The 23,952-nt window shown below is 45.4% G+C and carries 18 protein-coding genes; 3 read left to right on the forward strand and 15 right to left on the reverse strand.

Annotation, left to right across the window (positions count from 1 at the left end; translation table 11 throughout):
• Positions 1-13 precede the first annotated feature (13 nt).
• The 14 genes from CO692_RS02340 to CO692_RS02405 form a co-directional block, all read right to left on the reverse strand.
• Positions 14-973 carry a D-2-hydroxyacid dehydrogenase gene (locus tag CO692_RS02340; RefSeq protein ID WP_096741430.1) on the reverse strand — a complete coding sequence of 320 codons (960 nt, stop codon included), beginning with the start codon at positions 971-973 and terminating at the stop codon, positions 14-16.
• Positions 970-2,301 carry an APC family permease gene (locus tag CO692_RS02345; protein WP_096741431.1) on the reverse strand — a complete coding sequence of 444 codons (1,332 nt, stop codon included), beginning with the start codon at positions 2,299-2,301 and terminating at the stop codon, positions 970-972. Before CO692_RS02345 ends, CO692_RS02340 begins: the two co-directional genes overlap by 4 nt.
• A gap of 123 nt (positions 2,302-2,424) precedes the next feature.
• Positions 2,425-3,645, reverse strand: coding sequence for an MFS transporter (locus tag CO692_RS02350; protein WP_096741432.1), 1,221 nt, complete (start codon positions 3,643-3,645; stop codon positions 2,425-2,427).
• 188 nt (positions 3,646-3,833) lie between these two features.
• Positions 3,834-4,433: a YczE/YyaS/YitT family protein gene (locus CO692_RS02355; RefSeq protein WP_005225521.1), complete on the reverse strand. Its 600-nt coding sequence runs from the start codon at positions 4,431-4,433 to the stop codon at positions 3,834-3,836.
• Positions 4,434-4,540: 107 nt separating this feature from the next.
• Positions 4,541-6,025 (reverse strand): response regulator transcription factor, encoded by a 1,485-nt coding sequence (locus CO692_RS02360; RefSeq protein ID WP_005225520.1) that lies wholly within the window; start codon positions 6,023-6,025, stop codon positions 4,541-4,543.
• On the reverse strand, positions 6,018-7,766 hold the full coding sequence (locus CO692_RS02365) for a sensor histidine kinase (RefSeq protein WP_081116591.1): 1,749 nt from the start codon (positions 7,764-7,766) through the stop codon (positions 6,018-6,020). Before CO692_RS02365 ends, CO692_RS02360 begins: the two co-directional genes overlap by 8 nt.
• Complete coding sequence (locus CO692_RS02370; protein WP_010747780.1) at positions 7,759-8,379, reverse strand: DUF624 domain-containing protein; 621 nt, start codon at positions 8,377-8,379, stop codon at positions 7,759-7,761. Before CO692_RS02370 ends, CO692_RS02365 begins: the two co-directional genes overlap by 8 nt.
• Positions 8,380-8,657: 278 nt before the next feature.
• On the reverse strand, positions 8,658-10,127 hold the full coding sequence (locus tag CO692_RS02375; protein WP_096741433.1) for an ABC transporter substrate-binding protein: 1,470 nt from the start codon (positions 10,125-10,127) through the stop codon (positions 8,658-8,660).
• Between the two features lie 27 nt (positions 10,128-10,154).
• On the reverse strand, positions 10,155-11,075 hold the full coding sequence (locus CO692_RS02380) for a carbohydrate ABC transporter permease (protein WP_005225516.1): 921 nt from the start codon (positions 11,073-11,075) through the stop codon (positions 10,155-10,157).
• A 13-nt stretch (positions 11,076-11,088) separates the two neighbouring features.
• Positions 11,089-11,970: an ABC transporter permease gene (locus CO692_RS02385; RefSeq protein ID WP_086294872.1), complete on the reverse strand. Its 882-nt coding sequence runs from the start codon at positions 11,968-11,970 to the stop codon at positions 11,089-11,091.
• A gap of 240 nt (positions 11,971-12,210) precedes the next feature.
• Positions 12,211-13,602 (reverse strand): glycoside hydrolase family 1 protein, encoded by a 1,392-nt coding sequence (locus tag CO692_RS02390; RefSeq protein ID WP_096741434.1) that lies wholly within the window; start codon positions 13,600-13,602, stop codon positions 12,211-12,213.
• The gene (locus CO692_RS02395) at positions 13,595-14,470 is read right to left on the reverse strand and encodes an ROK family protein (protein ID WP_005225513.1); all 876 of its coding nucleotides are present in this window, start codon (positions 14,468-14,470) and stop codon (positions 13,595-13,597) included. The genes CO692_RS02390 and CO692_RS02395 overlap by 8 nt, the downstream gene beginning before the upstream one ends.
• Before the next feature lie 3 nt (positions 14,471-14,473).
• On the reverse strand, positions 14,474-17,152 hold the full coding sequence (locus CO692_RS02400; RefSeq protein WP_096741435.1) for an alpha-mannosidase: 2,679 nt from the start codon (positions 17,150-17,152) through the stop codon (positions 14,474-14,476).
• Between the two features lie 73 nt (positions 17,153-17,225).
• The gene (locus CO692_RS02405) at positions 17,226-18,515 is read right to left on the reverse strand and encodes a glycoside hydrolase family 125 protein (protein ID WP_096741436.1); all 1,290 of its coding nucleotides are present in this window, start codon (positions 18,513-18,515) and stop codon (positions 17,226-17,228) included.
• Positions 18,516-18,670: 155 nt separating this feature from the next.
• On the opposite strand from CO692_RS02405, the gene CO692_RS02410 reads away from it, so the two are divergent.
• Both CO692_RS02410 and CO692_RS02415 read left to right on the forward strand, forming a co-directional pair.
• Entirely contained in the window at positions 18,671-19,723 is a 1,053-nt protein-coding gene (locus CO692_RS02410; protein ID WP_096741437.1) for a GntR family transcriptional regulator, read from the forward strand.
• A gap of 5 nt (positions 19,724-19,728) precedes the next feature.
• A complete protein-coding gene (locus CO692_RS02415; RefSeq protein ID WP_096741438.1) occupies positions 19,729-21,879 on the forward strand; it encodes a GH92 family glycosyl hydrolase in 2,151 nt (716 codons plus the stop codon).
• Between the two features lie 85 nt (positions 21,880-21,964).
• Here CO692_RS02415 and CO692_RS02420 read toward each other — a convergent pair whose 3' ends face one another.
• Positions 21,965-22,771 carry a Cof-type HAD-IIB family hydrolase gene (locus CO692_RS02420; RefSeq protein WP_096741439.1) on the reverse strand — a complete coding sequence of 269 codons (807 nt, stop codon included), beginning with the start codon at positions 22,769-22,771 and terminating at the stop codon, positions 21,965-21,967.
• A 172-nt stretch (positions 22,772-22,943) separates the two neighbouring features.
• Between CO692_RS02420 and CO692_RS02425 the strand changes: the two genes are divergently transcribed.
• A complete protein-coding gene (locus CO692_RS02425; protein WP_096741440.1) occupies positions 22,944-23,939 on the forward strand; it encodes an ROK family protein in 996 nt (331 codons plus the stop codon).
• Positions 23,940-23,952: the final 13 nt, after the last annotated feature.

The raw sequence follows: 23,952 nt of genomic DNA on the forward strand, positions 1-23,952 counted from the left end.
TTGCTCGTTTTGCTTATACGACATTTTGCGGTGTACCTGCTTTAAAACCGCTTAAGTTCGCCACAGCGATCCCCATCAAACGACGCCGCGTTTCGACGGGTGCCCAAGCGATATGCGGTGTCAAATAGCAATTTGGCGCCTGTAATAAGGGATTGTCAGCTGCAATCGGTTCTTTTGAAACGACATCTGCCGCCAATGCTGCGATCTGCCCAGTTTGCAGCGCTTCAGCAACTGCCGCTTCATCGATCAAGCCGCCACGGGCGGTATTGATCAGGATCGCAGAAGATTTCATTTGTGCCAATGCTGTGCGATCGATCATTTTTTCTGTCTCAGGAAACTGCGGAACATGAAGGCTGATGATATCTGCTTCTTGATACAATTCCGCCAGCGAAACTTGTTTTGCCCAATCTGCTTGTGCTGGTTTTGGTCGATGATTAAAGTAGATCACCTTCAACTGAAACGCATGAGCGATCGTGGCAACTGCTTGAGCAATCGCACCATATCCAATCAGCCCAATCGTTTTGCCTGCCAATTCCATCAATGGTGTATGCCAATAAGAAAAATCTTTGCTGGTTTGCCAGTCGCCCTGATGCACGGAACGATTATGGTGTCCCACTTGATTCGTCACTTCCAGCAGCAAAGCAAAGGTCGCTTGTGCCACTGCATTGGTACTGTAGCTAGGAATATTGGTCACGGTGATTCCCTGTTCCTTCGCTGCTGCCAAATCAACGACATTGTATCCAGTTGCCAAGACCCCAATGTAGGTCAATCGCGGACATGCTTTGAGCACATCTGCGGTGATCGGTGTTTTATTTGTCAAAATTGCTTTGGCATCGCCGATTCGCTCAATAATTTCTTGTTTATCTGTATACGAGGTACGATCATACACCGTCACCTCTCCTAATTCTTCAAACCCTTGCCAAGACAAATCTCCTGGATTCAACGCATAGCCATCAAGTACAACGATCTTCATTCTTTCGCTCCTCTCGCTTTTCCTTTTGCTTTTCCATAAAAAACGGGAATTCCTAGTAGCGTCACGCCAATTCCCACGACTGCTAACCACGTATCAGTGATCAAGGTCATAATCAAGATAAAACAGCCACCTAAGATCGCAATCAAGGGAATGATTGGATAGAAGGGAACTTTATACGGACGCTTCATCTGCGGTTCTGTTTTTCGCAAACGAAAAACTCCTACAAACAATAATACACTAAAGAACCACATAACAAAAACCAGCATATCGGTCAAGAGATCAAAGGTGCCTAAAAGCATCATGATACATGCGATCCCCAACTGTAAAAAGGCCGCCGCATAAGGTGCATTGGTGGTTTTACTTAAGGTGGCAAAGGTCTTGCTGAAAGGAATCTCATCTTCCAACGCCATGGCATACGGGACCCGCAAGCCAGTCATTGTATAGCCGTTCAATGCGCCATACACAGAGATCAGGATACCGATCGTGACCAGTTTTCCGCCAAAGCTGCCAAACAAGGCCATCGCAGTTTCTGAAGCACTGTTCAAATTACCAGCGATTTGATCGATAGGCAATGTTTTTAAAAAGGCAACATTGATCAACACGTACACCAAGGTAACAAAACTCAACCCAAAGATGATGGCTTTTGGTAAATCTTTTTCAGGTCGCTTCATTTCCCCAGCGACATTACCGACTCCCATCCAACCGTCATAAGCAAAAAGGGTTGCTAAGAGGGCACTACTGATGCCAGCTGCAAGCGATCCTTTAGTATTGGAAGAAAAATCCACCAATGAGACCGATACTTGCCCTGGTGTCAACAGGCCCGCCACGATGATCACCGCAATCGGAATCAGCTTGACTGCTAACGTGACGGACTGGACTTGAGCAGCGGCTTTTGTTCCCAAAAGATTGATCAAGGTCACACTCGTTCCGGTCAAAATCGATAAAGGAAGCAAATAATTGCTGGGTAGATGAAATAAGTTCAAACACTGGGTCGCAAAAATAATACTTAAAGCCGCCACGTTTGCTGGAAAGTAAATGATACTTTGTGCCCAGCCTAATAAAAAGGAGGGTAATTTCCCATAAATTCTTTCAATATATCGAATGGGTCCGCCAGTCTCAGGAATCGCCGTCGCTAACTCCGCCACCGTCAAACCGCCGCAAATCGTTAGAAAGCCGGCAAGCAGCCAGACCAACAAGGTCAAACCGGTGGATTGGGTCTGCTGGACCACAGCCGCTGCTTTGAAAAACACGCCGGCGCCGATCACCGTTCCCATTACTGTCGATAATGCCCCAAAAAAACTGATTTCTTTTTTCAATTGACTTTTCACAACATCACTTCCTTTTTAAATGAATAAGTCAAAGTATAGCGGATAGAAACTATCTTGACTAGAGGAATTTCAGAAAACAAAAAGCAAATACCATGAAAAGACGGCATTTGCTCTAAATTTTTTTTATTCTTTTGTGGATTCTTGAAAAACCAGCAACGGAAGCTGTCGTTTTTTGTGCATTTGTTGAACCAAATAAATTCCTGCCAGCAAGATGATCGGGAAAACGATCGCCCCTAGAATCCCAACCTGCAACTGTTGTCCCGTCCATTCGACGATACTGCCGACCACAGCGGGTCCGATTGAACACCCTAAATCTCCTGCTAATGCCAAATAAGCAAATAGCGCCGTTCCGCCGTTGCGAATGTATTGCGCAGAAAGACTAAAGACTCCTGGCCACATGATCCCTACGGCAAAACCGCTTAAGCCGCAGCCAAGGAACCCGATCAATGGCAATGAAGCAGAGCCGATCATCATATACGCCAGTAGGCAAAGCAAAACACTCAAAAACATAAAGCGTTTCAAATCGATGCGTTCCCCGAACTTGCCGTAAAGCAAGCGGGAGATCCCCATCATCAAGGCAAAAACCATTGGCCCTGCTAAATCTCCTAGCGTCTTACTAACGCCTAAGCCCTGTTCGGCAAAGGTCGATGCCCATTGGCTGACTGCTTGTTCGCTGGCTCCAGCACAGACCATCATCACCAGAAACAGCCAAAAGCTTTTCAAGGAAAAGAGCTGCCGAGTGGTCAACCCTCGTTCTCCTTCGGCAACGATTGGCGCCAACGGGACTTTGGTAAAGAAAAACAAATTGACCAACGGGATCAGCGCCCAGATGATCGCCAAAATCGGCCACTGTTGAATACCGAACACCATGAAGAACGCCGTTGAGAACAAAACGACCCCCACGTACCCCCAGCAATAAAACGAGTGCAGCATGCTCATCGTTTTTTCCTTATGTTCCGTTGGACAGGCTTCAACGATGGGACTGACTAAGACTTCCAGCAAGCCACCGCCAATGGCATACAACAAAACCGCTGCTAACAATCCGCTAAACGGGGTCGGAAACCATAAGGGAAAAATGGCTAGACCAATCAAGCCGATCGCTGCAAAAAAATGCGCGGCTACGATCGACACTCGATAGCCGATGCGGTCTACAAAAAAGATTGCTGCAAAATCGACGGCTAACTGGGTCAAAAAGTTAAAACTAACCAGCAAAGTAATCTGGCTGATCGGTAGCTGGTATTGGCTTTGAAAGGTCAAAAATAATAATGGGGCAAAATTATTGATGACGGCTTGAACGATGTACCCTACAAAGCAAGCCGCAATCGTCGAACGATAACTTTTCATTTTCACTTCTCCTTTACTCGTCTTATCAGTATACCAAGTCCAATAAGACAGTAACCATGGAGAAAACACTTTTTTTACCCAGAGAATCTTAAGGAAATCAGAATTTCTCTTCCATCAGATAATTCCCTTAAATAGAAACAGCAAAAAAGCTGCCCTCACAGACAGCTTTTTCCGACTTATTCTCAAGGCTAGGCGTTTTTCTTCCGAGCAGCGATGGTTTTCATGGTGGCTTCAAAGATTGGGCCAATAAAGACGATACACAAGAGAGTACCTAACCCAACACTGGCGCCTAACGCAAAACCGATCAAGACCATGGCTGCATCCAAGCCGATACGGATCGTTTTTTGCGTCAATTTGCTTCGTTTGTAGATCAAGGCAGTCAAGGCTTCTAACGCCGCTGATCCTTTGTTGGAAGAAACGTAGATACCAGCGCCGATCCCAAATAAGATCGGTGCAGCGAAAATAGCGATCCAAGGATAAAAAGGCAAATGAATCGATACTTTGTCCATCACTGGTTCAAAGATCCCGATCAACAGGCCTAAGCCGATCCCGTTGATAAAACTGCCAATGCCTAATTCGGCACGATCAAAGACTGCAACAATCAACAAAACAATAATATTAAAACACAAACTGGCAATCCAAAAAGGGACATCGACGAAATTCAAAATTCCTAGTAAAAACGTACTGATCGTATCATATCCTTGATGGGCGGTGATCAATAAGGAAATGGCCAACGCAATCAGCCCGGTACCTATCAAAACTTGTGCAAATTTTTTGGTTTCTTTCACAACATCACGCTCTCTTCTTTATTTTTCCTCTCTTAGTTTACCGTGAAAGCGTCACAATTACTATCATTTAATCACAAAAACCAGATTTTTTTTGAAGAAATCTAAATTCAATCAAGAGATTCATAATGCTGTTCATAGGTATCGCGAAACTCTTTGGGGGTCAGACCATTCAATTTCTTAAACATTTTGGAAAAATAATTGGTATTGTTGTAACCAATACGATCGCCGATCTCACTGATCGTGGCTTTCGAATGAAGCAGCAGCTGCTGGGCTTGCTTGATCCGCACCAGATTGACGTACTGATTAAAACTCATTTCCGTTTCTTTCTTAAAGAGCTGCCCTAAATAAACGACACTGACATGCAGTTCTTCAGCCGCTGATTTGACCGTCAAATCATGGGTATAGCCTTCTTCGATCAACTGGATCGTCTTTTGAACGATCTCTGAATAGCGTTTTTGCGGCGGCTGCGATTTCGCCAACTCCAGCACATCATCAAAGAGCTGCCGCAAATCTGCCAGTGTATTAGACTCACGAATCCGCGCCAAAATTTGTTCATGGTTTTCATGAGAAAGTACTGGTAACTGCCGATAAATATCATTGAACAACAAGAACGAAACATAGCGAACATGCTCAGGGTCTGCTTGGGTTTGTTCCAAAATAGCGAACATTTTATCCAGCTCATGTTGGATCGTTTTGACATCCCCAATGGTCAGTGCTTTGTTAAAAGACAGAAACGGGAGTTCTTCGTTTCGCTCTAAAATATCCACGTGGATCGTCTGTTCTTGTAAGAACAGATCTGGGTAGAAGGCTTGCAGTGACTGAACCTGCTTGATTTTTTCATAGGCTTTATACAAATTCTCCCACTCGTTGATGGTCTCGCTCATAATCAACTGCCAGTCAGTACTATTGAGCTGCTGTGCCAGTGCTTTTAGATCAGCGTTGATTTGCTGCCTTGGTCCAGCAGCAGTAATGATCACTTGGTTTTCATCTAATCGCCCTGGTAAGATCAATGGCTGATCGTGTTGCTGAAAAAACGTCGTGATTTTTTGTAAGATCTCAGCAGTCCCATTGAACTGCAAAACGGTAAAGGGTGCTGCTAGTGGCACCCGCTGTTGCGCCAGCAAATGGAGGTACTCGCTTTCGTTCAATTCATCATTCAACCAAAGCAGCAGGCTTGATTCTTGATACAGTTCTTTTTCTGCCAACAGTTTTTGCTGCTCCTCTAACTCAGCTGCAATCGCTTGTACACTGCTGCGTAGTTCTTCTTTGTTAACAGGTTTGACGAGATAATTACGCACACCTAACGCCATGCCTTGTTTGACAAAGGCAAACTCCTGATAGCCTGACAGAATGATCGAGAAAAATCGATTCCCAAACGCTTGTGCTTGACGGATCATATCGATGCCGTTCATTTCTGGCATCCGAATATCCGTGATCAGCAAATCAACGGAATGCTCTTGCAAGTACTCGAGGGCTTCACTAGCACTTTTCGCTGTATGCACCACTTCAAAGCCCAATTCTTGCCAAGGCAAGATCATTTGCAGCCCCTGCAAGATCATGTATTCATCATCAACGAACATTGCTTTATACATCTGTCTCATGCCCCCTTTGCAAACGTTTCTCATCTAAGCGGATCTTGACCGTAAACCCAGCACCTGCCTGAGACGTAACGTCCATTTGATAGGCGCCGTTGAACATGCCCCGCAACCGTTCGTGAACATTTTTGATCCCGATCGAGGTTTGGGCTCCGATCTCCTGATTTTGCAGTTCTTCTTGGATCATCGCCAACTGCTGTGCATCTGCGCCTTTGCCGTTGTCTTTGACCTCAATCACGATCTGTTCGACTTCTTTATAAGCCTTGATACTGATGGCATTATCATTGCGCTGATAATCGATGCCGTGAACAAAATAGTTTTCGACAAGCGGCTGCAGCGTGAACTTCGGCAATTCCAACTGTTCTAATGCCGAATCGATGGTTACATGATAGGCGATCTTATCTGGGTAGCGCATCTGAAACAAGTAGACATATTTTTCACAAAAATCGATTTCTTCTTTTAAGGTCTTCGTCTTTTCTTGCGTCGTATTGTTCCGTAGCAGTGCCGAAAAGGCATAGACGACATCCGCCAGCTCTTCTTGGTTGCGACTCAAGGCATACATTCGAATGTATTCTAACGTATTATACAGAAAATGCGGATTGATCTGTGCTTGCAGCGCCCGCATATCGGCGTCTCGCTGCTTGATCTCTAACGTGTAGATGTCTTTGATATACTCGTTGATACTGTAAGTCATTTGATTGATGGCTTCTGCGATTTCTTTCAGCTCTTGTTGGACATTGGCGGTATCGATCCGCTTATCAAAATTTCCTTGACTGACTTCTTTCGTCGCATAGACGATCTGCTGTACTTGCGAGGTATAGCGCTTGAAGGTCCGATGGAGCACCCATAGAACCAATAAGAGAATCCCAATCCCAAAGCTAAAAATCCAAATGGCGCTGGAAAAAATATCCCGCCAGATCACACCTTTTGACAACAAGATCAGTGACAACTCTCCGCTGACGGTCGTTTGTTTTTTGATATAAAAGTCTTTCGACAGAGTGTCGTGAATAGTTCCATGAGCCACCGCCTGATCAATTTTCGCTAAGGTCTGCTTGCTAAGGTTTGCGGCATCCTTGTATAGCCGCTGACCATTGGAGGTATACAAAAAACTGTTGATACCATGCGCTTGGTTGTCTTCTTGTCGATTGGCTAAGACATCGTCTGAGTGAAAAATCACGTAGACTTGCCCTAACGGTTGCGCATAATTACTTGGTTGGGCGATCGAACGAACAAAAAACAGACGATTTTTCAAATCGATCTGCTTGCCGCTGCGTTTTTCTCCATAAGGGGTATCTGGGGTTGCCACTAGTGTCTCATTGCTTTCATCTAGTTGAATAATGATCTCTTCGATACTAGGATGATTACGGATCAAGCGATAGAGGATGTTTGGCAAATACACACTTTGTCCCGTCTGGCGAAAAATATCATTACTATAGGAAAAATAGTCTGGCAATGAAAGCTGTAAATAATTGCGCAGCGATTCAAAAGCAGTATCCGAACTGGTAAATTCGCCTAATACCGCTGAGACAACCGCGTTTTGATCCTGCACGTATGCATCCAGCTGCATACTGGTTGCTTCCACGAGGCGTTCGCTGCTATTGAAGCGGTCTGCCCCAGTATATGCCGTCAGAACCAGCATGATAATAATCGAGATGATCACCAAAAGGACGCTATACAACTGCATCAACTGATTGATCAAAAAGTCATGTTTAAACAAACGAAAGCGCTGCTTAGTCATGTGCCAAGTCCCGATCAATGACGGTTTTTTCCTGACTGATCGCCACGTGGCACCACAAAATCAATAGACTGAAGGTTCCAAAGAGCAAGAGCCCTTTCATCATCCAAGTAAAAGCGAAAATACTGGCAATCCCCACTAACAATTTTAGAAAGGTCGCCATATGAAGAAACAGACACACGAAGGACAATTTCAGGTTATTCCACAGGGAAATCTCATAGGATGTGTCAAAAACCACACTTAGTAAGTACAGTAAGATACTCAATCCGCTGACGACAACTAAAACAAAAGAGATCATCAGCCAAATCAAGCCTTGGATCTGGGTAGCTAAATACAAGTTATACACTAAGAAACCTGACAGTAGGAAGAAAAGATAAAACTGTTTATTGGCTTTGACAAAGACGCTGCGCCAAATGCGCCATGCGCTGCGAAAGCTTTGATGCTCATAATTTAGTCCGTCTTCATGGATCAAGGTACTAATGGTATGAAACGCTGGACCGATCCCTAAGATTCCGCCACCTGCCAATGTCAATACGACGAAAAACAAATTCAACTTCACGATCGCCCAAATCAAGCGAAAGCCCTTGACCAACCCACTATTTGCTGTTTCTTCCATTTAAAATTCCTCCCTTATTTGTTCCCTATCGAAAATGTAGCATGATTTTAGCTTCCTACTCAAGCTACCTGAGAATCTTTTAATGCTATGTACGTTTTAGAGGCACTATGCTTGCTGCTTGAAGGTTAAAAAACAAAAGTAACGTTATTTTTTCATCAAAGATTTCGCTACTTACTTTAAAGAAAAAGCAGCCAGAAGCTAGACGTGGGAACCATTGGTCCTGATGCGTTTAGCCTCCGGCTTACTTGATCTATTGATTGGTGAGCGGCGCCTGTTGCTTATTCTTGGCTTGCACGATACTCATCAAATTGTTTTTGCATTTCATCGCGGACCTTCTCCCAGCCAGCGGTTTTTAATTCTTCGTTTAGTTTCGGAACATTTTCTTCTGGATCGATCGTTCCCGTTGCTAAACTTGCTTTGTAACGGTTCATGACATTGGCGATATTCGTGATTTCTGTTTTCACATTATCAGTCTTGAAGTTGAACCCTAAGATTGGTGATGCTTCAGCGTTAGCAATATTTTCATCACGCTCTTTGATCATATCGTCTGTGATGGATTCTTGTGTATAAAGGATCATGTTGTTCCCAGTGTTCCAAGCAGCCATCCGGGTATTTGGCAAGTAGCCATCAAGGAGACGGATTTTGTTATCTTCGCCCTCGATTTTTTCCCATGCTTCGCCTTCGACACCCCAAACCAATCCATTCAACAATTCAGGATCGCTGTTCAACAAGCCCAACACTTCCACTGCTTTTTCTTTGTTTTTCGAAACATTCGCTACGACAAAGTTTGCCATTTGCGCTTGGCCTGTTGATTTTAATTGTTTCGTGATTGGACGTGAAACCAATTCATGACCTGCGGCATTGCTTAAGATCGTATCGCCGTAATCCATTGGTCCTTGGGTTTCTTCACGCATGAACCATGTGTTGCCTTCTAATGGGTAACCAGTCGTATTAGTGGCTGCATCAGTTGGGATCAAGCCTTCGTTATACCATTTGTGCATCAATTTCAAGTTTTCCATTTGTTCATCATCTTCGTATTGATTGATGATCTTCGTTGTATCGCCGTCCAATTTAACAGCAAATGGGTAATCTTTCCCGATTACATAATCATAGTTTCCAGAAACATTAAAGGTTTGTCCGATCGCAAACGGTGCGATGCTTGGTTCTTCTTCTTTAAACTTCTTCAACACGTCTTCGGCATCTGCATAAGATTCGATCCCGCTAATATCCAAATCATATTTATCTAAATACTCTTTATTGAAGGTCAAGACTTGTTGGGCATAAATATTGCCGTTGACTGGAAAGGCATATAATTTTCCGTCGATCGTATTGCCTTTGATATAAGATTCGTCTAATTGATCATACGCTTCTTTGGCATATTTTGGTGCTAACTCCGTCAAATCTGCATACGCGCCTTTTTGCGCATTCGCAACATAGTTTGAGGCAAAGGAAATATCGTAGTTTTCACCCGATGAAATGATGGTACTCATTTTTTGATCCCAATCACCCCAGCCGATATACTGCAGATCGATGCGAGCGTTGGTTTTTTCTTCAATGCGTTTATTGGCGATCTCCATTAATTGATCAAAGTTTTCTGGCTTGTCCCCGACTTGATACATCAATAAAGTCGTTACGCCGTCTGCATTGTTTTCTGAATCGGATGTTGCGCCGTTCGACCCACAGGCAGCCATTCCCAAAGTTGCCGCTGCGGCCATCCCAGCAAAAGCTGTTTTTTTCCACAAATTCATTTTTGTTTCCTCCCTATACTTATTTGATTATTCTTTGACGCCACCAATTGTCAGACCACCGACAAAATACCGTTGGAAGAATGGATAGGTGATCGCAATCGGTAAGGTTGCAACAACAACGATTGCCATGCGAGCAGTTTCGCTTGGCAAAGCGGCCAAACCACCTTGGATCTGGGCAGCCATACCAGAGCTTTTGGCTAGATAGTCCAAGTTGCTTTGAATCCGCATCAAAAGTGCTTGTAACGGCACTAAAGAGTCTTTTTGAATATACAACAATGCATTGAACCAGTCATTCCAATAGCCAAGAGCGGCAAATAGACTGATCGTTGCGATCCCTGGAACGGCTAACGGCAACACGATGGACAGAAAAATCTTCATTTCGCTGGCACCGTCGATGCGCGCAGATTCTATAATACTATCTGGTACCGTCTTTTTAAAGAAGGTCCGCATAACAAGGATATTAAAAGGCCCTAAGGCAAGGGGTAAAATCAACGCCCAAATCGTGTCTTTCAATTGGATCAAGTTGACCATCACTAAGTAATTGGCAACCATCCCTGGCGCAAACAACATGGTGATCAAAGCGAAGATCGTAAAGAAACGACGGAATGGAAAATTTGAGCGAGAGATGACATAGGCATATAGCGAAGTCATCGTTGCATTGACGAAGGTACCAAAAACAGTGATAAAAATAGATACGCCAAATGCTTGGAAAATTTTGCTGCTCATTTGTCCGCTAAACAGGTAGGTATACGCTGCGAACGAAAATTCTTGTGGCCAAAAGCGATAGCCGTTTTCTGCCAAAGAGGTTTCACTGGTCAATGAGATCGCGATCACAAAGAGAAACGGCAAGACACAGGAAATCGCGAACAGACCGATCACGATATTAAAAATCAGGTTGACCGTTGGGTTAAAGGAGCGGATCTCGACTTTCGTTACTTTTTTCTTCATTTATCCATCCTCCTTAGAATAATGCTGAATCTGGTTCTAGTTTACGAACAACCAAATTCGCTGTTAGTAATAGTAATGCCCCAACCACTGATTGATAAAGGCCGGCAGCTGCGGTCATCCCGAAGTCGCCTGTGGCAGTCAGTCCATTATAAATGTACGTATCTAAAACGGAGGTGACTTGGTACAACGCCCCAGAGTTTCGTGGGACTTGATAGAAAAGTCCGAAGTCGGCACGGAAGATCCCACCGATGTTCAAAATCAACAAAACAGAAATCATTGGAATCAGCTGTGGCAACGTCACATTTTTGATCTGCTGCCATTTGCTGGCGCCATCGACCATCGCGGCTTCGTAATACGTCTGATCGATCCCGACCACTGACGCATAATAGATGATGCTGTTGTAGCCTAAGCTCTTCCAGACATTCATAAAGACGAAAATAAACGGCCACCATTTCGGATCAGCATACCAGTTGATTCCTTCACCGCCCATACCCGTGATCCATTGGTTAATGATCCCTTTGTCTGGACTCAAAAAGGCATAGACAAAGTACGAAATAACCACCCAAGAAAGGAAGTACGGCAACAGGGACATCGTGTGATACACTTTTACCAAGCGCTTATTGCGCAGCTCACTCATAATAATGGCAAAGGCAATCGCAAAGAATAGGTTGAATGCTAAAAATACGATATTGTAGAGTAGGGTATTTCTAGTGATCAGCCAAGCATCATTGGATGCAAATAAAAATTTAAAGTTATCAAAGCCGACCCATGGGCTTTGTTTCAAACTGGCAAAAAAGCCGTCTGGTGAAATGTGGAAATCTTTGAACGCCACCACATTTGCGAATACAGGTATATAGAAAAAAAAGATAAACCAGACAACACCTGGCAAAGCCATCAATATCAATGCTTTGTATTGCCAGACATTCCTCCAAAACCCCTTTTTCTTCACATCTCATCATCTCCTTCATGCTACTAGAATAACGCTTTCATCCCTAAAAAATAAGGAACAAACTAAAGATAAAATGAAACAAATTAAAGGTCTTTGTTTATATTTTGTTTTTATTCTCTAAAAACCTGAAAAACGTCCTACCTTTTGCAAGATAGGACGCTTCATTGATTTGTTTTTTATGAATGATCAGTCGACAAAGCCGTTTTGTAGAATCACTTCGTGGAACCACTCACCAGACTTTTTGATGGTCCGTTTTTGGGTAGCCAAATCGACAGCAATAAACCCGTAACGATTTTTGAATTCATTCAGCCAAGACCAATTGTCCATGCAGGTCCACATGTGATACCCGCGGCACTGGCTGCCTTCTTGGATCGCTTGGTGAACATACCGCAAATGATCTTTGATAAAGGTGATACGGTACTCATCTTGGATCTGACCGCTGGCATCGATAAAGCGTGTTTCATCTTCGACCCCCATGCCGTTTTCTGAAATATAACAGGGGATATTGCCGTAGTTGTCTCGTAGGTTGATCAAGGTATCATAGATGCCTCGTTCATAGATCTCCCAGCCTCGATGGGGATTGATTTTCTTTTCTGGCCAATCATACACATCGAAATAATCTTCTGGCATTGGTGTGTCCGCTGTTTTGGCAGAACGCTTTTGCTGCACCCGCCGTGGCTGATAATAGTTGACCCCCAAGAGATCGACCGTGTTTTCTTTAATGATCTGCAAATCTTCTGCTCTGGTTTCTGGCATGATCGCCAACTCGTTTAAGACAGCGATCAATTCTACAGGAAAGGTGCCTTTGACCGCTGGATCTAAGAAGGATCGGTTAAAAAAGGCATCTGCCAGTTGCGCCGCTTGGACATCTTTTTCATCGTTCGGATCTTTCGGATAAGTCGGTGTCAAATTCAAGATGATGCCGATTTCGCCTGATTGCTGAGATTGACGGAAGCGTTGGATCGCTAAGGCGCTGGCGAGTGCTTCATGGTAGCCGACTTGCACCGCATGTGCCAAGTTGATTTCTGTTGGGTAATGCTGTTGATACAAATACCCCATCTCCACTGGCACGATTGGTTCATTTTGCGTGAACCAATGACGGACTTGATCACCGAACAACTCAAAACACAAAGCAGCATAATCTGCAAATGCTGTGACAGTCTCGCGATTGAGCCAGCCGCCTTCTTTTTGCAGTACCATCGGCATATCAAAATGATACAAATTGATGAAGGGTTCGATGCCATTTTCGATCAAAGTGGCGAAGTACTCGCGATAAAACGCCACCGCTTGTTGATTGACCGCCCCTCTTCCTTCTGGCAGCAAGCGACTCCACTGGATCGAGGTTCGAAAAGAATTAAAGCCGATCTCTTTCATCAACGCCACATCTTCTGGGTAACGCTGCAGCAGCTGGACGGTATCTTTTGGTCCCCGTTTTTGATAAAAACGTTCTGGCTCCGTTGCGTACCAATAGTCCCAAATCGAATCACCTTTGCCATCATCGGCCGTTCGTCCTTCAGTTTGCGGACCGCTGGCAGCAGCTCCCCACCAAAAATCTTTAGGAAAATACAGGTTAGTCATGGGCAGTCACCTGCTCTTTGCCTAACAAGAGACAGCCGATAATCCCGCTTTTGTTCGGCAAGCCCCAAGTGACGATGTAGTCTTCCACTGGTGGTGTCTCCATATAGCCTGCCATTTGTTTTTGGAAGGCTTGTTGGATTTGAGCGAGTAGATGCGGCTGATTCATGACCCCACCGCCTAAAATGATTTTCTCAGGTGCTAAGGTCAACGTGATATTGACCAGCGCTTGCCCTAGATAAAAGGCCTGCAACCCCCAAATCTCGTGCGCTTGCGGCAAGTCTTGTCCTTTGATCCCCGTACGTCCTTCTAAAGAAGGCCCTGCGGCTAATCCTTCCAGACAGTCGCCGTGATACGGGCATGTACCAGCATACGTATCTTCACTGTGACGTTTGACATAGGTATGACCGATTTCTGGATGACCGATCCCCTCGAAAATCTTTCCTTCACGAACGACTCCTGCGCCAATGCCGGTTCCTACTGTCAAATAGACACAGCTGTCTTTGCCTTGCGCCGCTCCTTGGCGTAATTCCCCATAAGCGGCAGCATTGACATCTGTTGTCCAAGCAAATGCTGTCTCTGGGTAGCGCTTCTTCAATGCACCGAGAAAATCGAACTGCTGCCAGCCCTGTTTCGGCGTCGCTAGTATGTGGCCATAGGTCGCTTGGGTTGGATCGATCCCGATCGGACCAAAGGAACCGACCCCTAATGACACGAGATCGTAGGGATCGAAAAAGGCAAAGATCGCCGCTAACGTTTCCTCCGGTGTTGTCGTTGGGATCGACTCTTGGGCGATGATCGTCAACTGTTCATCGGCAACGGCACAAATCATTTTTGTGCCGCCGGCTTCAATTCCTCCATAAACCATCATTTCTCACTCCTTTACTCCAATGGTACGAATTTCATATGGGTGTAATTGCTGATTGACGGTCGATGCTTGTTCTTCCTCTAAAAGGTTCAACAGACAGAGCGTCGCCTGCTCTTTTTGCACGTGAAAGGCAGTGGCTCGATCCGCCAAATTATAGCCCCGCAAAACGATCTGCTGGTCTTGGCGATTGCGTTTTAAAGCGGTGATAGCTACCGTCGTTCCATGAGCTTCCATATATTGGTTGCTGCTGGCTAGCTTGCCTTGATGCTTGTCGGTCTGACTTGCCGTCCAAGGAACTTGGGCAGCTTGTGCTTGGCGATACGTTTCATAACGTTCTTCAGGAGCCCCATGACAGGCTACACCGTATTCAAAGGTGTGGCTGCCTAAGCATTGCGCTTCTGGTGTTGGGAAGTAGCCCCAATCGCCTAGCTCTCCCGTACAGCGCAACAAGGTCAAGCAGATCTGATCCTTCACGATTTCATATTCGTTCAAACCAAAATTAGAAACCGTCATGCCGCCAGTTTCATCATGCAAGTTGACAAAGGCGTGCTGATGCTGCGGATTTGTTGGGTTTTCCCAATGACTGGAAACCTGATTCGGCCGTTTTACGACTTCATAAATGCTGTCAGCTTCATGGAAATCCGTGATGATCCCTGTTGGGAATAACACCCGCAGTCGGTGATCTTTGCTTTGGTTGTTGACGGTGGTTTTAAATGCCAGGCGGTTGCTGGTTCGTTCTAAGCGAATCTCCGTCTCGATCTTGAATGCAACCAATTCTTGACTCCGCTGTGCCTTACGGAAACGGAAATCGACAACAGCTTTTTGTTCTTCTAACAAACGGTCATCTGCTGAAACGGGAATCTGCAATTCTTGCGTCAGTCGCACGATCCCCACCAGTGGATCGTTTTGTTCGATCGTCACGTGATGCGGAAATTGTGTCGATAAGATTGCTTGATCCCCTTCTGGTTGTTTGAAGATGTACTCATTGGCGATATCCCCCACATCCTCGAAAACCAGTAAATTGCGATACGTTTTTTGGGTTGCTTTGTCTGTAATCGTCAAGCTGCCGTTTTCAGTAATGACGGCTTCCAAATGTGCGTTGGCAAGTTTGCGCCCTCCTTCTGAAACGATCGGGGCGCTCTCTACTGGCGTAGCGGCTTTTTCTACTAGGGCAAAGGTCTGCCATGAAAATTCTGGCAACTGGTTTGCTTCAACTTGGACCTTGACAAAGCGTTTCATGAAAGGAATCCGAAAAGCATCTTTAGGCAATTCATAGTCAAAAAGGACCTCTTCTTCACTGATAATCGCAGCAACAGGGTTCCCCTGTTCATCGATCACCGAATAAGAACCTTTTGGCTTCGCCAACAATTCGTGGTAAAGCTTGCTTGGCAATCCTTCACGGAATGTTTTACGCTCAAGTTCGATCACGACTTCCACTAAACCAGAACGGGTGCTGCCAGTGGTGTTGAAGACCACGAAAGGGCGACTCTCCTCAGGAAACTGGCTCGTGTCGATGGCGGCTACTAAATTGCGTAACGCTTCATCTGCCACGAACTTGCCGATTTCATTGGCTTTTTCAAAGCGCGGCATCATTTCTCGGTGTACTTCGTCCACTGAACAGCCGCAGATACTGTCGTGAGGATGATTTTGCATCAGGGTTTTCCACGCATGATCCAACATATCGTGAGGATAGCTGCCGTTTGCTTCATAAGCCATAGTTGCTAATGGCTCCGCAACATTTTCTAATTGGCGGGAAACCTTTGTATTCCATTGTTTTAGATAAACTCGGGAAGAGGCGGTATTGGCTAAAGTATACCAACCATCGGTTTCTTGACTGGTCAATTCACCTGTGACAGTTCCTAGGTCATCTGGCAGATCTGCTTGCACCGCTTCAAGGTATTCGGTAAAGCTGGCGTGTTTGAATTCATACTCTGGGAATAGCTCGTTGGCTGTACGAATCGCTGCCGAAATGTCTTTTTGGACGGGTTGATGATCGACCCCATTCATCATTAAGTAATGATTGGTGGCACCAAATTTTTCTACATCGTGCAGTTTTTGTGTCCAAAAAGCTTTGGCTTCTGCTTTATCCACTGGAATCTCATTGCCATTGGAGTACCAGTTGGCAAAAAGTAGACCAAAGATTTGACTGCCATCTGGACCTTCCCAATGCATTTCAGAATATTGGGAAGTAAATTGATCATCGGGTAAAACTTCGTTGTCAAAGCCGATCGGTTTGACGCCACGCCCAAATGCAGCACTTTCAAGATTGGCTTGCAGCATCATTTGCGGAGTTTGTCCCATATTGCCGAAAGTATCTGGGAAATACCCCAACATAACGGGGGTGCCCCACTTTTTGCTTTCTGCCATTCCAATCAGCATATTACGGGTGTTTGATTCGGCACTGATCAAAAAGTCATCTTGCAAAATATAAAACGGACCGATCTGTAATTTCCCTTGTTTGATGGCCGCTTTGACCGCCTCGCGTTTTTCAGGCCGCACTTCTAAATAGTCATCCAAGATGATCGTCTGTCCATCTAGATGGAAGCTGTGGAACTCAGGGTCATTTTCAATTAATTCTAAAAGATCATCCATCAATTCCACTAGCCGCATGTGATGCTGTTCGTAAGGCATGTACCATTCCCGATCCCAGTGGCTGTGTGAGATGATATAAACTTGTTTCTTCATTGATTTTTACTCCTCGCTGTTTGCGTCGTTGGACTGCTTTTTGTGTCACTCGAATGGTGATGGGTCGTGCTGCTTATTTTTCCACTCGGATATCGAAATAATCCATAACCAATTCACAAAACATCATGTTCGCCCACGAGAACCATTCTCTCGTGTATTGCGAAGGATCATCGACATCGAACCCTTCATGCATCAAATTTGTACCCGCATCTGTCGCCACTAACTGATCCAAAATTCGTTTCTTTTCTTCTTTGTCAGTGGTGATCATCCCTTCCATTGCCATGGCGATCGGCCACACATAATTTTCTGGCGTATGAGAGCTACCAATGCCTTTGGCGTATTTCCCTTCATAGAAATACGGATTTTCACTGCTCAACAACGTTTTACGGGTTTGAAGATAAAGGGGATCTTCCATGCTGCCATACCCCAAGTAAGGGGCGGCGATCAAATTCGGCACATTGCTGTCATCCATCAGGGTGCCATTGCCGAATCCATCCACTTCATAGGCGTAGACTTCTTCGCCAGCTTGGTTCGTGGTCAACCCATATGCTTTAATCCCTGCTTCGATATCTGCTTGCAATTTTTTCGCTTGTGCCACGATCGCTGCATCTTCTAAAACCGTCGTAAAGATTTCTTGGATATAGCCTAAGACCACCACCGCAAACATATTGGAGGGAATCAAATAGCCGTATTTGCAGGCATCATCACTTGGTCGAAAGCCTGACCAAGTCAAGCCGACGGGTTTCACTGGTGCGCCTTTGCCGTCATGAGTCAAGGTATCTTCTTTTCGCCAGGTATCCCGTTCAAAGCGATATGGAGACTCCTCATGGTTTTGTTCTGTCACAAACACCTCCAAGGCTTTTTTGATGCCTGTTACAAAATCATCATTGAACTGATCGGTTCTGCCTGTGTTTTTATATAGCAGATAGGCCAGTTGGATCGGATAACACAAAGAGTCGATCTCATATTTGCGTTCCCAGATCCAATCGTTCATTTCTGTATCGTCTGTTTGGTGGCCAGCGCCATTGGCTGATTCGTTAAAGGCATTTGCGTAAGGATCGATCGTAATATAGTAGAATTGCTTTTTAACTAACCCGCTGATCATGCTTGCTAAGTCTTCATCTTCTTTGGCGATCACCAAATACGGACGAACTTGTGCAGTGGAATCTCGCAGCCACATGGCTGGAATGTCCCCCGTCAGTAAAAAGGTCGTGCCATCCTCATGACGCTTGACCGTCGTTAATAGTGTATTGGCAAAGGCTGCGTTAAAATTTTTCGCCCAATCGGCATGCGTTTCTCCGCATAGATCCGTAATCGTTTCCATAAATGTTGCTACTGAAGTTGGTATTTCTTTATAAACCATTCCATCACCTTCCCTGATTTGATATATCAATTTACGAACCTAGTATATCATGAATTAATTGAATGTCTAGCGCTTTTTCAAAATAATTAAAGGGTTTTCATTTTTATTGGTTTATGGTATGCTAACAAATATGATATATCAAAAGGGGTTTTCTTATGAAACAACCATTATATAAAAAAATTTACGCGGAGCTTCACGAAGCCATCGTTGAAGGGCGATTAGCGCCTGGCAGTCGTGTCCCTACTGAAAAAGAACTATCTGAACAATACCAAGTCAGTCGGATCACCTCTAAAAGAGCCTTGACGGAACTGGAACAAAATCAGCTGATCTATCGCGTGCAAGGCAGCGGCAGCTTTGTCCGAGAATTGAAGGAAAAAAAAGCGACTGGACGAATTTTGTTTGTCTTGCCCTTTGCCAATGATCTCTCTTTAGGAAACTTTACCGAAGGCATTTACCCTGTGATGCAAGAACACGGCTTTGAACTTTTGATGACACCAGTGGATTATTTGGAAAAAACGACGGCAGCTGAGCTGATGCAAGAATTCGACGGCCTGATCTATTACGCCAGCAATACGTTTTCTTACTATGACTTGCTGTTCGAATGTGCTGAAAAGCACTTTCCTATCGTGACCTTAGATAAAAAGCTGCATGAGTTTGATTTTCCAGCGGTGATGCCAGATAACTTTCAAGGCGGACAGCTAGCCACGGAGCATTTACTTGCGTTGGGGCATCAACGGATCGCTTATATTTTTGGTGATACCCATCATCCGCAATCCGTCCGTCAGCGTTATCTAGGTTACATCGATGCGCTGAAAAAAGCCCAAAGAACCTTTCGCACCAAGCTCGACGACACGGCTGCCAGCATCGCGAATGCGCTTGCCTACTTGGAAGAACATCAGGTCACGGCAGCCGTCTGTGAAAATGACTTGATCGCCATTGAATTGATGCGTGCTTTGCGCCAAGCAGATTTGCACGTCCCTGCCAACATTTCCCTAGTTGGTTTCGATAATATCCAAGCCGCAGCCCTCGTTGATCCAGCACTAACGACTATCGGGCAGAATTTTGCCGAGATGGGGCGCTTGGCAGGAAACCAAGTGATTGAGAAAATCAACGCTGCGAAGGCAGCAACCCCAGTACCAACGGAGACGACCACCCATCTAGTGGCGGTTTCTTTGATCAAAAGAGAATCAACCCAATTAAAGGAGTGAACCAAGTGAACGTATCAATGATCGACACACGACACGGAACAGACAACCAATATAGTTTTTCCCACGGCAACTGCCTGCCTTATACAGGGGTTCCTTTTGGCATGAACTACTTTGCCCCGCAAACCAGCGATCAACGCGGCAGTTGGTGGTTTCATCCAGAAGATCGAACCTTTCAGGGCTTTCGCCTCACCCATCAGCCTAGCCCATGGATGGGGGATTTCAGCCATCTGACGATGCTGCCGATAAACGGCACGCTTTCTGAAAATACCCTTTTCCATGCGCAAAGCTCGTATCGTCCCGAAGAAAGCACCTTTAATCCAGCCTTTCTTAAAATCAAGACGCAGCGGTATTTAACAACAACGACTTTGATCCCCAGTATGTATGGCGGTGTGCTGACTATTGAAAACTGCGGGGATCAGCCAGGTCTTGGCTTGTCACTGCCGGGTGACTATGTCTTAGAACAGGTGGATGAACAAACAGTGGCTGGTCAACTGATCGTATTTTCAGGGTGCGAAGATGAACGCTTCACCTTCCATTTCGTCTATCGTTTTGAAACACCCACCACGGCGATCGAAGGTGCCTTGACAGGCAAAGAAGCCTTCGTCGTTCTCCGCTTTGATGATTGCCAAACACAGACGATCCGTTTTGCGACCTCGTTTCTCAGTCGCGAACAAGCTTGTTTGAACTTGCAACGGGAACAGCAATGGGCTCCTGACGATTATCTGGCTTCTGTCCAACAGCAATGGAATCATTTTTTGCAAAAAATCGAGATTGAGCATCACGATCAAACACAAGTTTCTACTTTTTATCATAATTTTTATCGCTTATTCTTGTTTCCTCAAACCTTCTTCGAAATCGACCAAGAGGGCTGCAAAATGCATTGGGATACCTTGGCAAAAGCAATCAAACCAGGACCACTGTATACAAACAACGGCTTTTGGGATACGTATAAAACTGTCTACCCGCTCTTTTCACTCTTGGCTGTCGAACAATTGGAAGACATGCTGGAAGGCTTTTTGAACAGTTATCGCGAAAGCGGCTTTTTACCAAAATGGCTATCGCCAGATGAGCGTGGATTGATGCCAGGGACGCTGATCGATGCCGTGATCGCTGATGCCGCAGTAAAAGGCATTCGTCCTGATTTGATGCCCGAATTTTTAGCAGCGATGAAAAAAGGCGCCACCGTCCAAAGTGAAAATCCCAATTATGGTCGGCGCGGCACGACGGACTATTTGACTTATGGGTATGTGCCATTGACGCATCATGAATCGGTCAATCACACCCTTGATTATTGTTACAGTGATTTTTGTATTTCACAAGTCGCGCAACAGCTGGGTGACGAGCAAGCAGACTATTATCAGCAGCAATCGCAAAACTACCGCAACATTTTCGATCAGGAAACTGGCTTTATGCGGGCAAAAGATCCCGATGGTGCCTTTCGTCCAGAATTCAGTGACATACGCTGGGGCTTAGACTATGCAGAAGGCAGTGCGTGGCAAAGCAGTTTTGCTGTTTACCATGATTTCGCTGGCTTGATCGCCGAACACGGCGGCAAAGCGGCCTTTGAAGCAAAACTGATCGACTTGTGCAATCAAGAACCTCGCTATACGACAGAAGGCTACGGCTTTGAGATCCATGAAATGAGCGAGATGGCTGCACTCGATTTTGGTCAGCTGGCGATCTCCAATCAACCAAGCTTCCACTATCCGTATCTATTCAGCTATTTGGGCAAACCAGAAATGGCACAGCCCTTGATCAAGCAGCTATTGACACAATGCTTCAATTACTCGCCCAAAGGCTTTCCTGGCGATGAAGACAACGGTAGCATGGCTGGTTGGTACATTTTCAACTCCTTGGGCTTTTATCCAGTCACACCAGGGACGGGGGAATATGTCATCGGCATGCCATTATTTGATCAAGCAACACTACATCTTGCTTCAGGCAAAGACTTAGTGATCAAGAGCACGCCCAATGCGCCGCAACAGCTCTTCGTGGATAAAATCACATTGAACGAAGAACCCTTCGAGCGATTGTTTTTCACCCACCAAGAATTGACTGCCGGTGGTACATTGAACTTCCAGCTAGGTATCGTCCCTCGCAGCAAAGAGTGGTCAGCCGATGCCTATCCTTATAGCGTCAGTCAACCACATGCATAACGAAAAAACCGCGCCTTAGCAACAGGCAGCACTCTACTTTCAGTCAAATGAAAGTACGTGCTATCCCTGCTAGGGAGCGGTTTTTTTATTGGTTCATTTGTAGCGGTAACAGACGTTCGATGGTTTTCAGCACGCCATTTTCATCGTTTGACTTGGTCACAAACGCTGCCGCTGCCTTGACTTCCTCAAAGGCATTGCTCATGGCGAAACTAAACGTGCCAGCTGCCATCAACTCCAAATCGTTCAAGCCATCGCCGAAGACCATAGTCTCTTCTGGTGTGACGTGCAGCAATTCTTGCAAGTGTGCCACAGTCGTTCCTTTGTGGACGCCTTGATTGGTGATATCGATCCAAGCGGCTTCCGAAGCCACGATGTAGGCGTCGTTTGTAAACTCACCTAACTGTTGGACATGCTTAAAGCAACGTAGTTTGGGATCAAAAATAGTGAGCTTCACAAAATCTTCGGTGATGGTTTGATAATCCGTCACCGTTTTGACCACCCGATAAGAGCCGCGAACTTTCTGGGCATCTGCTTCATTGGTCGTTTCCGCAATGTATGCCGCAGTCGGTGTACAGGCGATGATCACATGATCTTGCGCAATCGCAGCGAGCTTCGCAATGATCCGCCGCCCTAATTCGTTTGGCAGCAGTGATTCAAAGATGTATTCGCCTTGATGTTTGATGCGGGTCGCGCTATCCCCAAGAATCCAAACATCCGCTGCTGCTTCACCAAACAGTTCTTCCACTCGTTCACACTGTTTGCCGGTACACGCAGCAAAAGCAACACCCGCTTCTTTCATTTGTTGGCTGACTTGTTCATAATAAGGCCGATCAAAACTGCCTTGGCTGTTCAAAAATGTACCGTCTAAATCTGTGATGACTAATTTGATCATACGTTTCTCTTCCCCTCTACCTCGTGTCCTCTTTATGGCGAACCACTTAATTAACATTGTTAATTAAGTATACTTATTTTCAAGTTTTCCGTCAAGTCAGTCTTTTAAAAACTTTACATCGTTCCATCCCGTCGGTATACTTAATTAAATCACTTCATTAAGGAGAACACCTATGGCTTCTACCACCCATTCCATTCGCCAGCAAAACAAACAGCTGGTTTTAAAAACCTTATTTCAAAACGGGGCATTATTCGCCTCCGATTTAGTAAAGAAAACCGGCATCAGCATGGTCACCACTAACTCATTATTAAAAGAATTGTTGGCAGAGGGGGAAATCACTAAAGGTCCGCTGGAGCAAAAAGAGCTAGGGCGCCCTGCTGTGACCTATCAGCTCAACCAAGACCGAGGTCATTCTCTTTTGCTTAGCTTTATTGATCACGATGGTTCCTTGGCTCTTTGGTCCATGCTGATCGACCGCAAGGGGAAGGTTTTGGCAAAACACGACCAGCCGTTTCCTGATGTTGCCCCTCATCGCTTTCAAGAATGTGTAACGAACGAGCTAGCATTATTTCCCTCTGTGGAACAGATCGCCCTCTTTTTACCAGGAAAAATCAGTGGAGGAACCGTGACTTCCAGCTGGTATGAAAAATTCAATGGCTGGCACCTGGCAGCCCTCGTGGCAGAGGTCACTGCACTGCCCTTCTACTGTCAAAACGATGCCCATATTTTAACGATCGGCTATTGCATCGCCCAACAGATCTCTTTGCAGCAAACCATCGTCGGCATGTACAATCCCGAAAAAAGCATGCCTGGTATCACGCTCCTGGTCAATGGTGCACTTTTAGAAGGAAAAGACGCCCTAGCGGGAGAGGCAAAGTTTTTGCCCGGCTACTTGGATCAAGGGGCACCGCAAGACCGCACGGCTTTGGTTCAGCGCCTGACAAGCTTACTGCCATTTTACAATGCAGCTTTTGCCCCCCACTGTATTATTTTAGCCAGCAGTGATGCAGTAAAAACCGATCTCTTAGACGCGATCCAAAAAAATCCATTGCTGCAGCAACAACCCAATCAGCCTGCTTTCCATTATATCGATGCCATCGAGGAAGCCATGGTGCTAGGCATGCACTGGCTGATTTTCCGCAAGACACCTTTTGACTTAGCCCGTTGATGACACAAAGACC

It is taken from the genome of Enterococcus sp. FDAARGOS_375 (genome assembly GCF_002393265.1).
Classification (GTDB): Bacteria; Bacillota; Bacilli; order Lactobacillales; family Enterococcaceae; genus Enterococcus_D; species Enterococcus_D innesii.

Coding starts and splice junctions, on each gene's coding strand:
- CO692_RS02410 (WP_096741437.1), top strand. CDS start 18,671: ATGAAACAACCATTATATAAAAAAATTTACGCGGAGCTTCACGAAGCC.
- CO692_RS02370 (WP_010747780.1), bottom strand. CDS start 8,379: ATGGAAGAAACAGCAAATAGTGGGTTGGTCAAGGGCTTTCGCTTGATT.
- CO692_RS02340 (WP_096741430.1), bottom strand. CDS start 973: ATGAAGATCGTTGTACTTGATGGCTATGCGTTGAATCCAGGAGATTTG.
- CO692_RS02420 (WP_096741439.1), bottom strand. CDS start 22,771: ATGATCAAATTAGTCATCACAGATTTAGACGGTACATTTTTGAACAGC.
- CO692_RS02360 (WP_005225520.1), bottom strand. CDS start 6,025: ATGTATAAAGCAATGTTCGTTGATGATGAATACATGATCTTGCAGGGG.
- CO692_RS02380 (WP_005225516.1), bottom strand. CDS start 11,075: ATGAAGAAAAAAGTAACGAAAGTCGAGATCCGCTCCTTTAACCCAACG.
- CO692_RS02375 (WP_096741433.1), bottom strand. CDS start 10,127: ATGAATTTGTGGAAAAAAACAGCTTTTGCTGGGATGGCCGCAGCGGCA.
- CO692_RS02405 (WP_096741436.1), bottom strand. CDS start 18,515: ATGGTTTATAAAGAAATACCAACTTCAGTAGCAACATTTATGGAAACG.
- CO692_RS02395 (WP_005225513.1), bottom strand. CDS start 14,470: ATGATGGTTTATGGAGGAATTGAAGCCGGCGGCACAAAAATGATTTGT.
- CO692_RS02400 (WP_096741435.1), bottom strand. CDS start 17,152: ATGAAGAAACAAGTTTATATCATCTCACACAGCCACTGGGATCGGGAA.
- CO692_RS02350 (WP_096741432.1), bottom strand. CDS start 3,645: ATGAAAAGTTATCGTTCGACGATTGCGGCTTGCTTTGTAGGGTACATC.
- CO692_RS02365 (WP_081116591.1), bottom strand. CDS start 7,766: ATGACTAAGCAGCGCTTTCGTTTGTTTAAACATGACTTTTTGATCAAT.
- CO692_RS02425 (WP_096741440.1), top strand. CDS start 22,944: ATGGCTTCTACCACCCATTCCATTCGCCAGCAAAACAAACAGCTGGTT.
- CO692_RS02390 (WP_096741434.1), bottom strand. CDS start 13,602: ATGACTAACCTGTATTTTCCTAAAGATTTTTGGTGGGGAGCTGCTGCC.
- CO692_RS02385 (WP_086294872.1), bottom strand. CDS start 11,970: ATGGCTTTGCCAGGTGTTGTCTGGTTTATCTTTTTTTTCTATATACCT.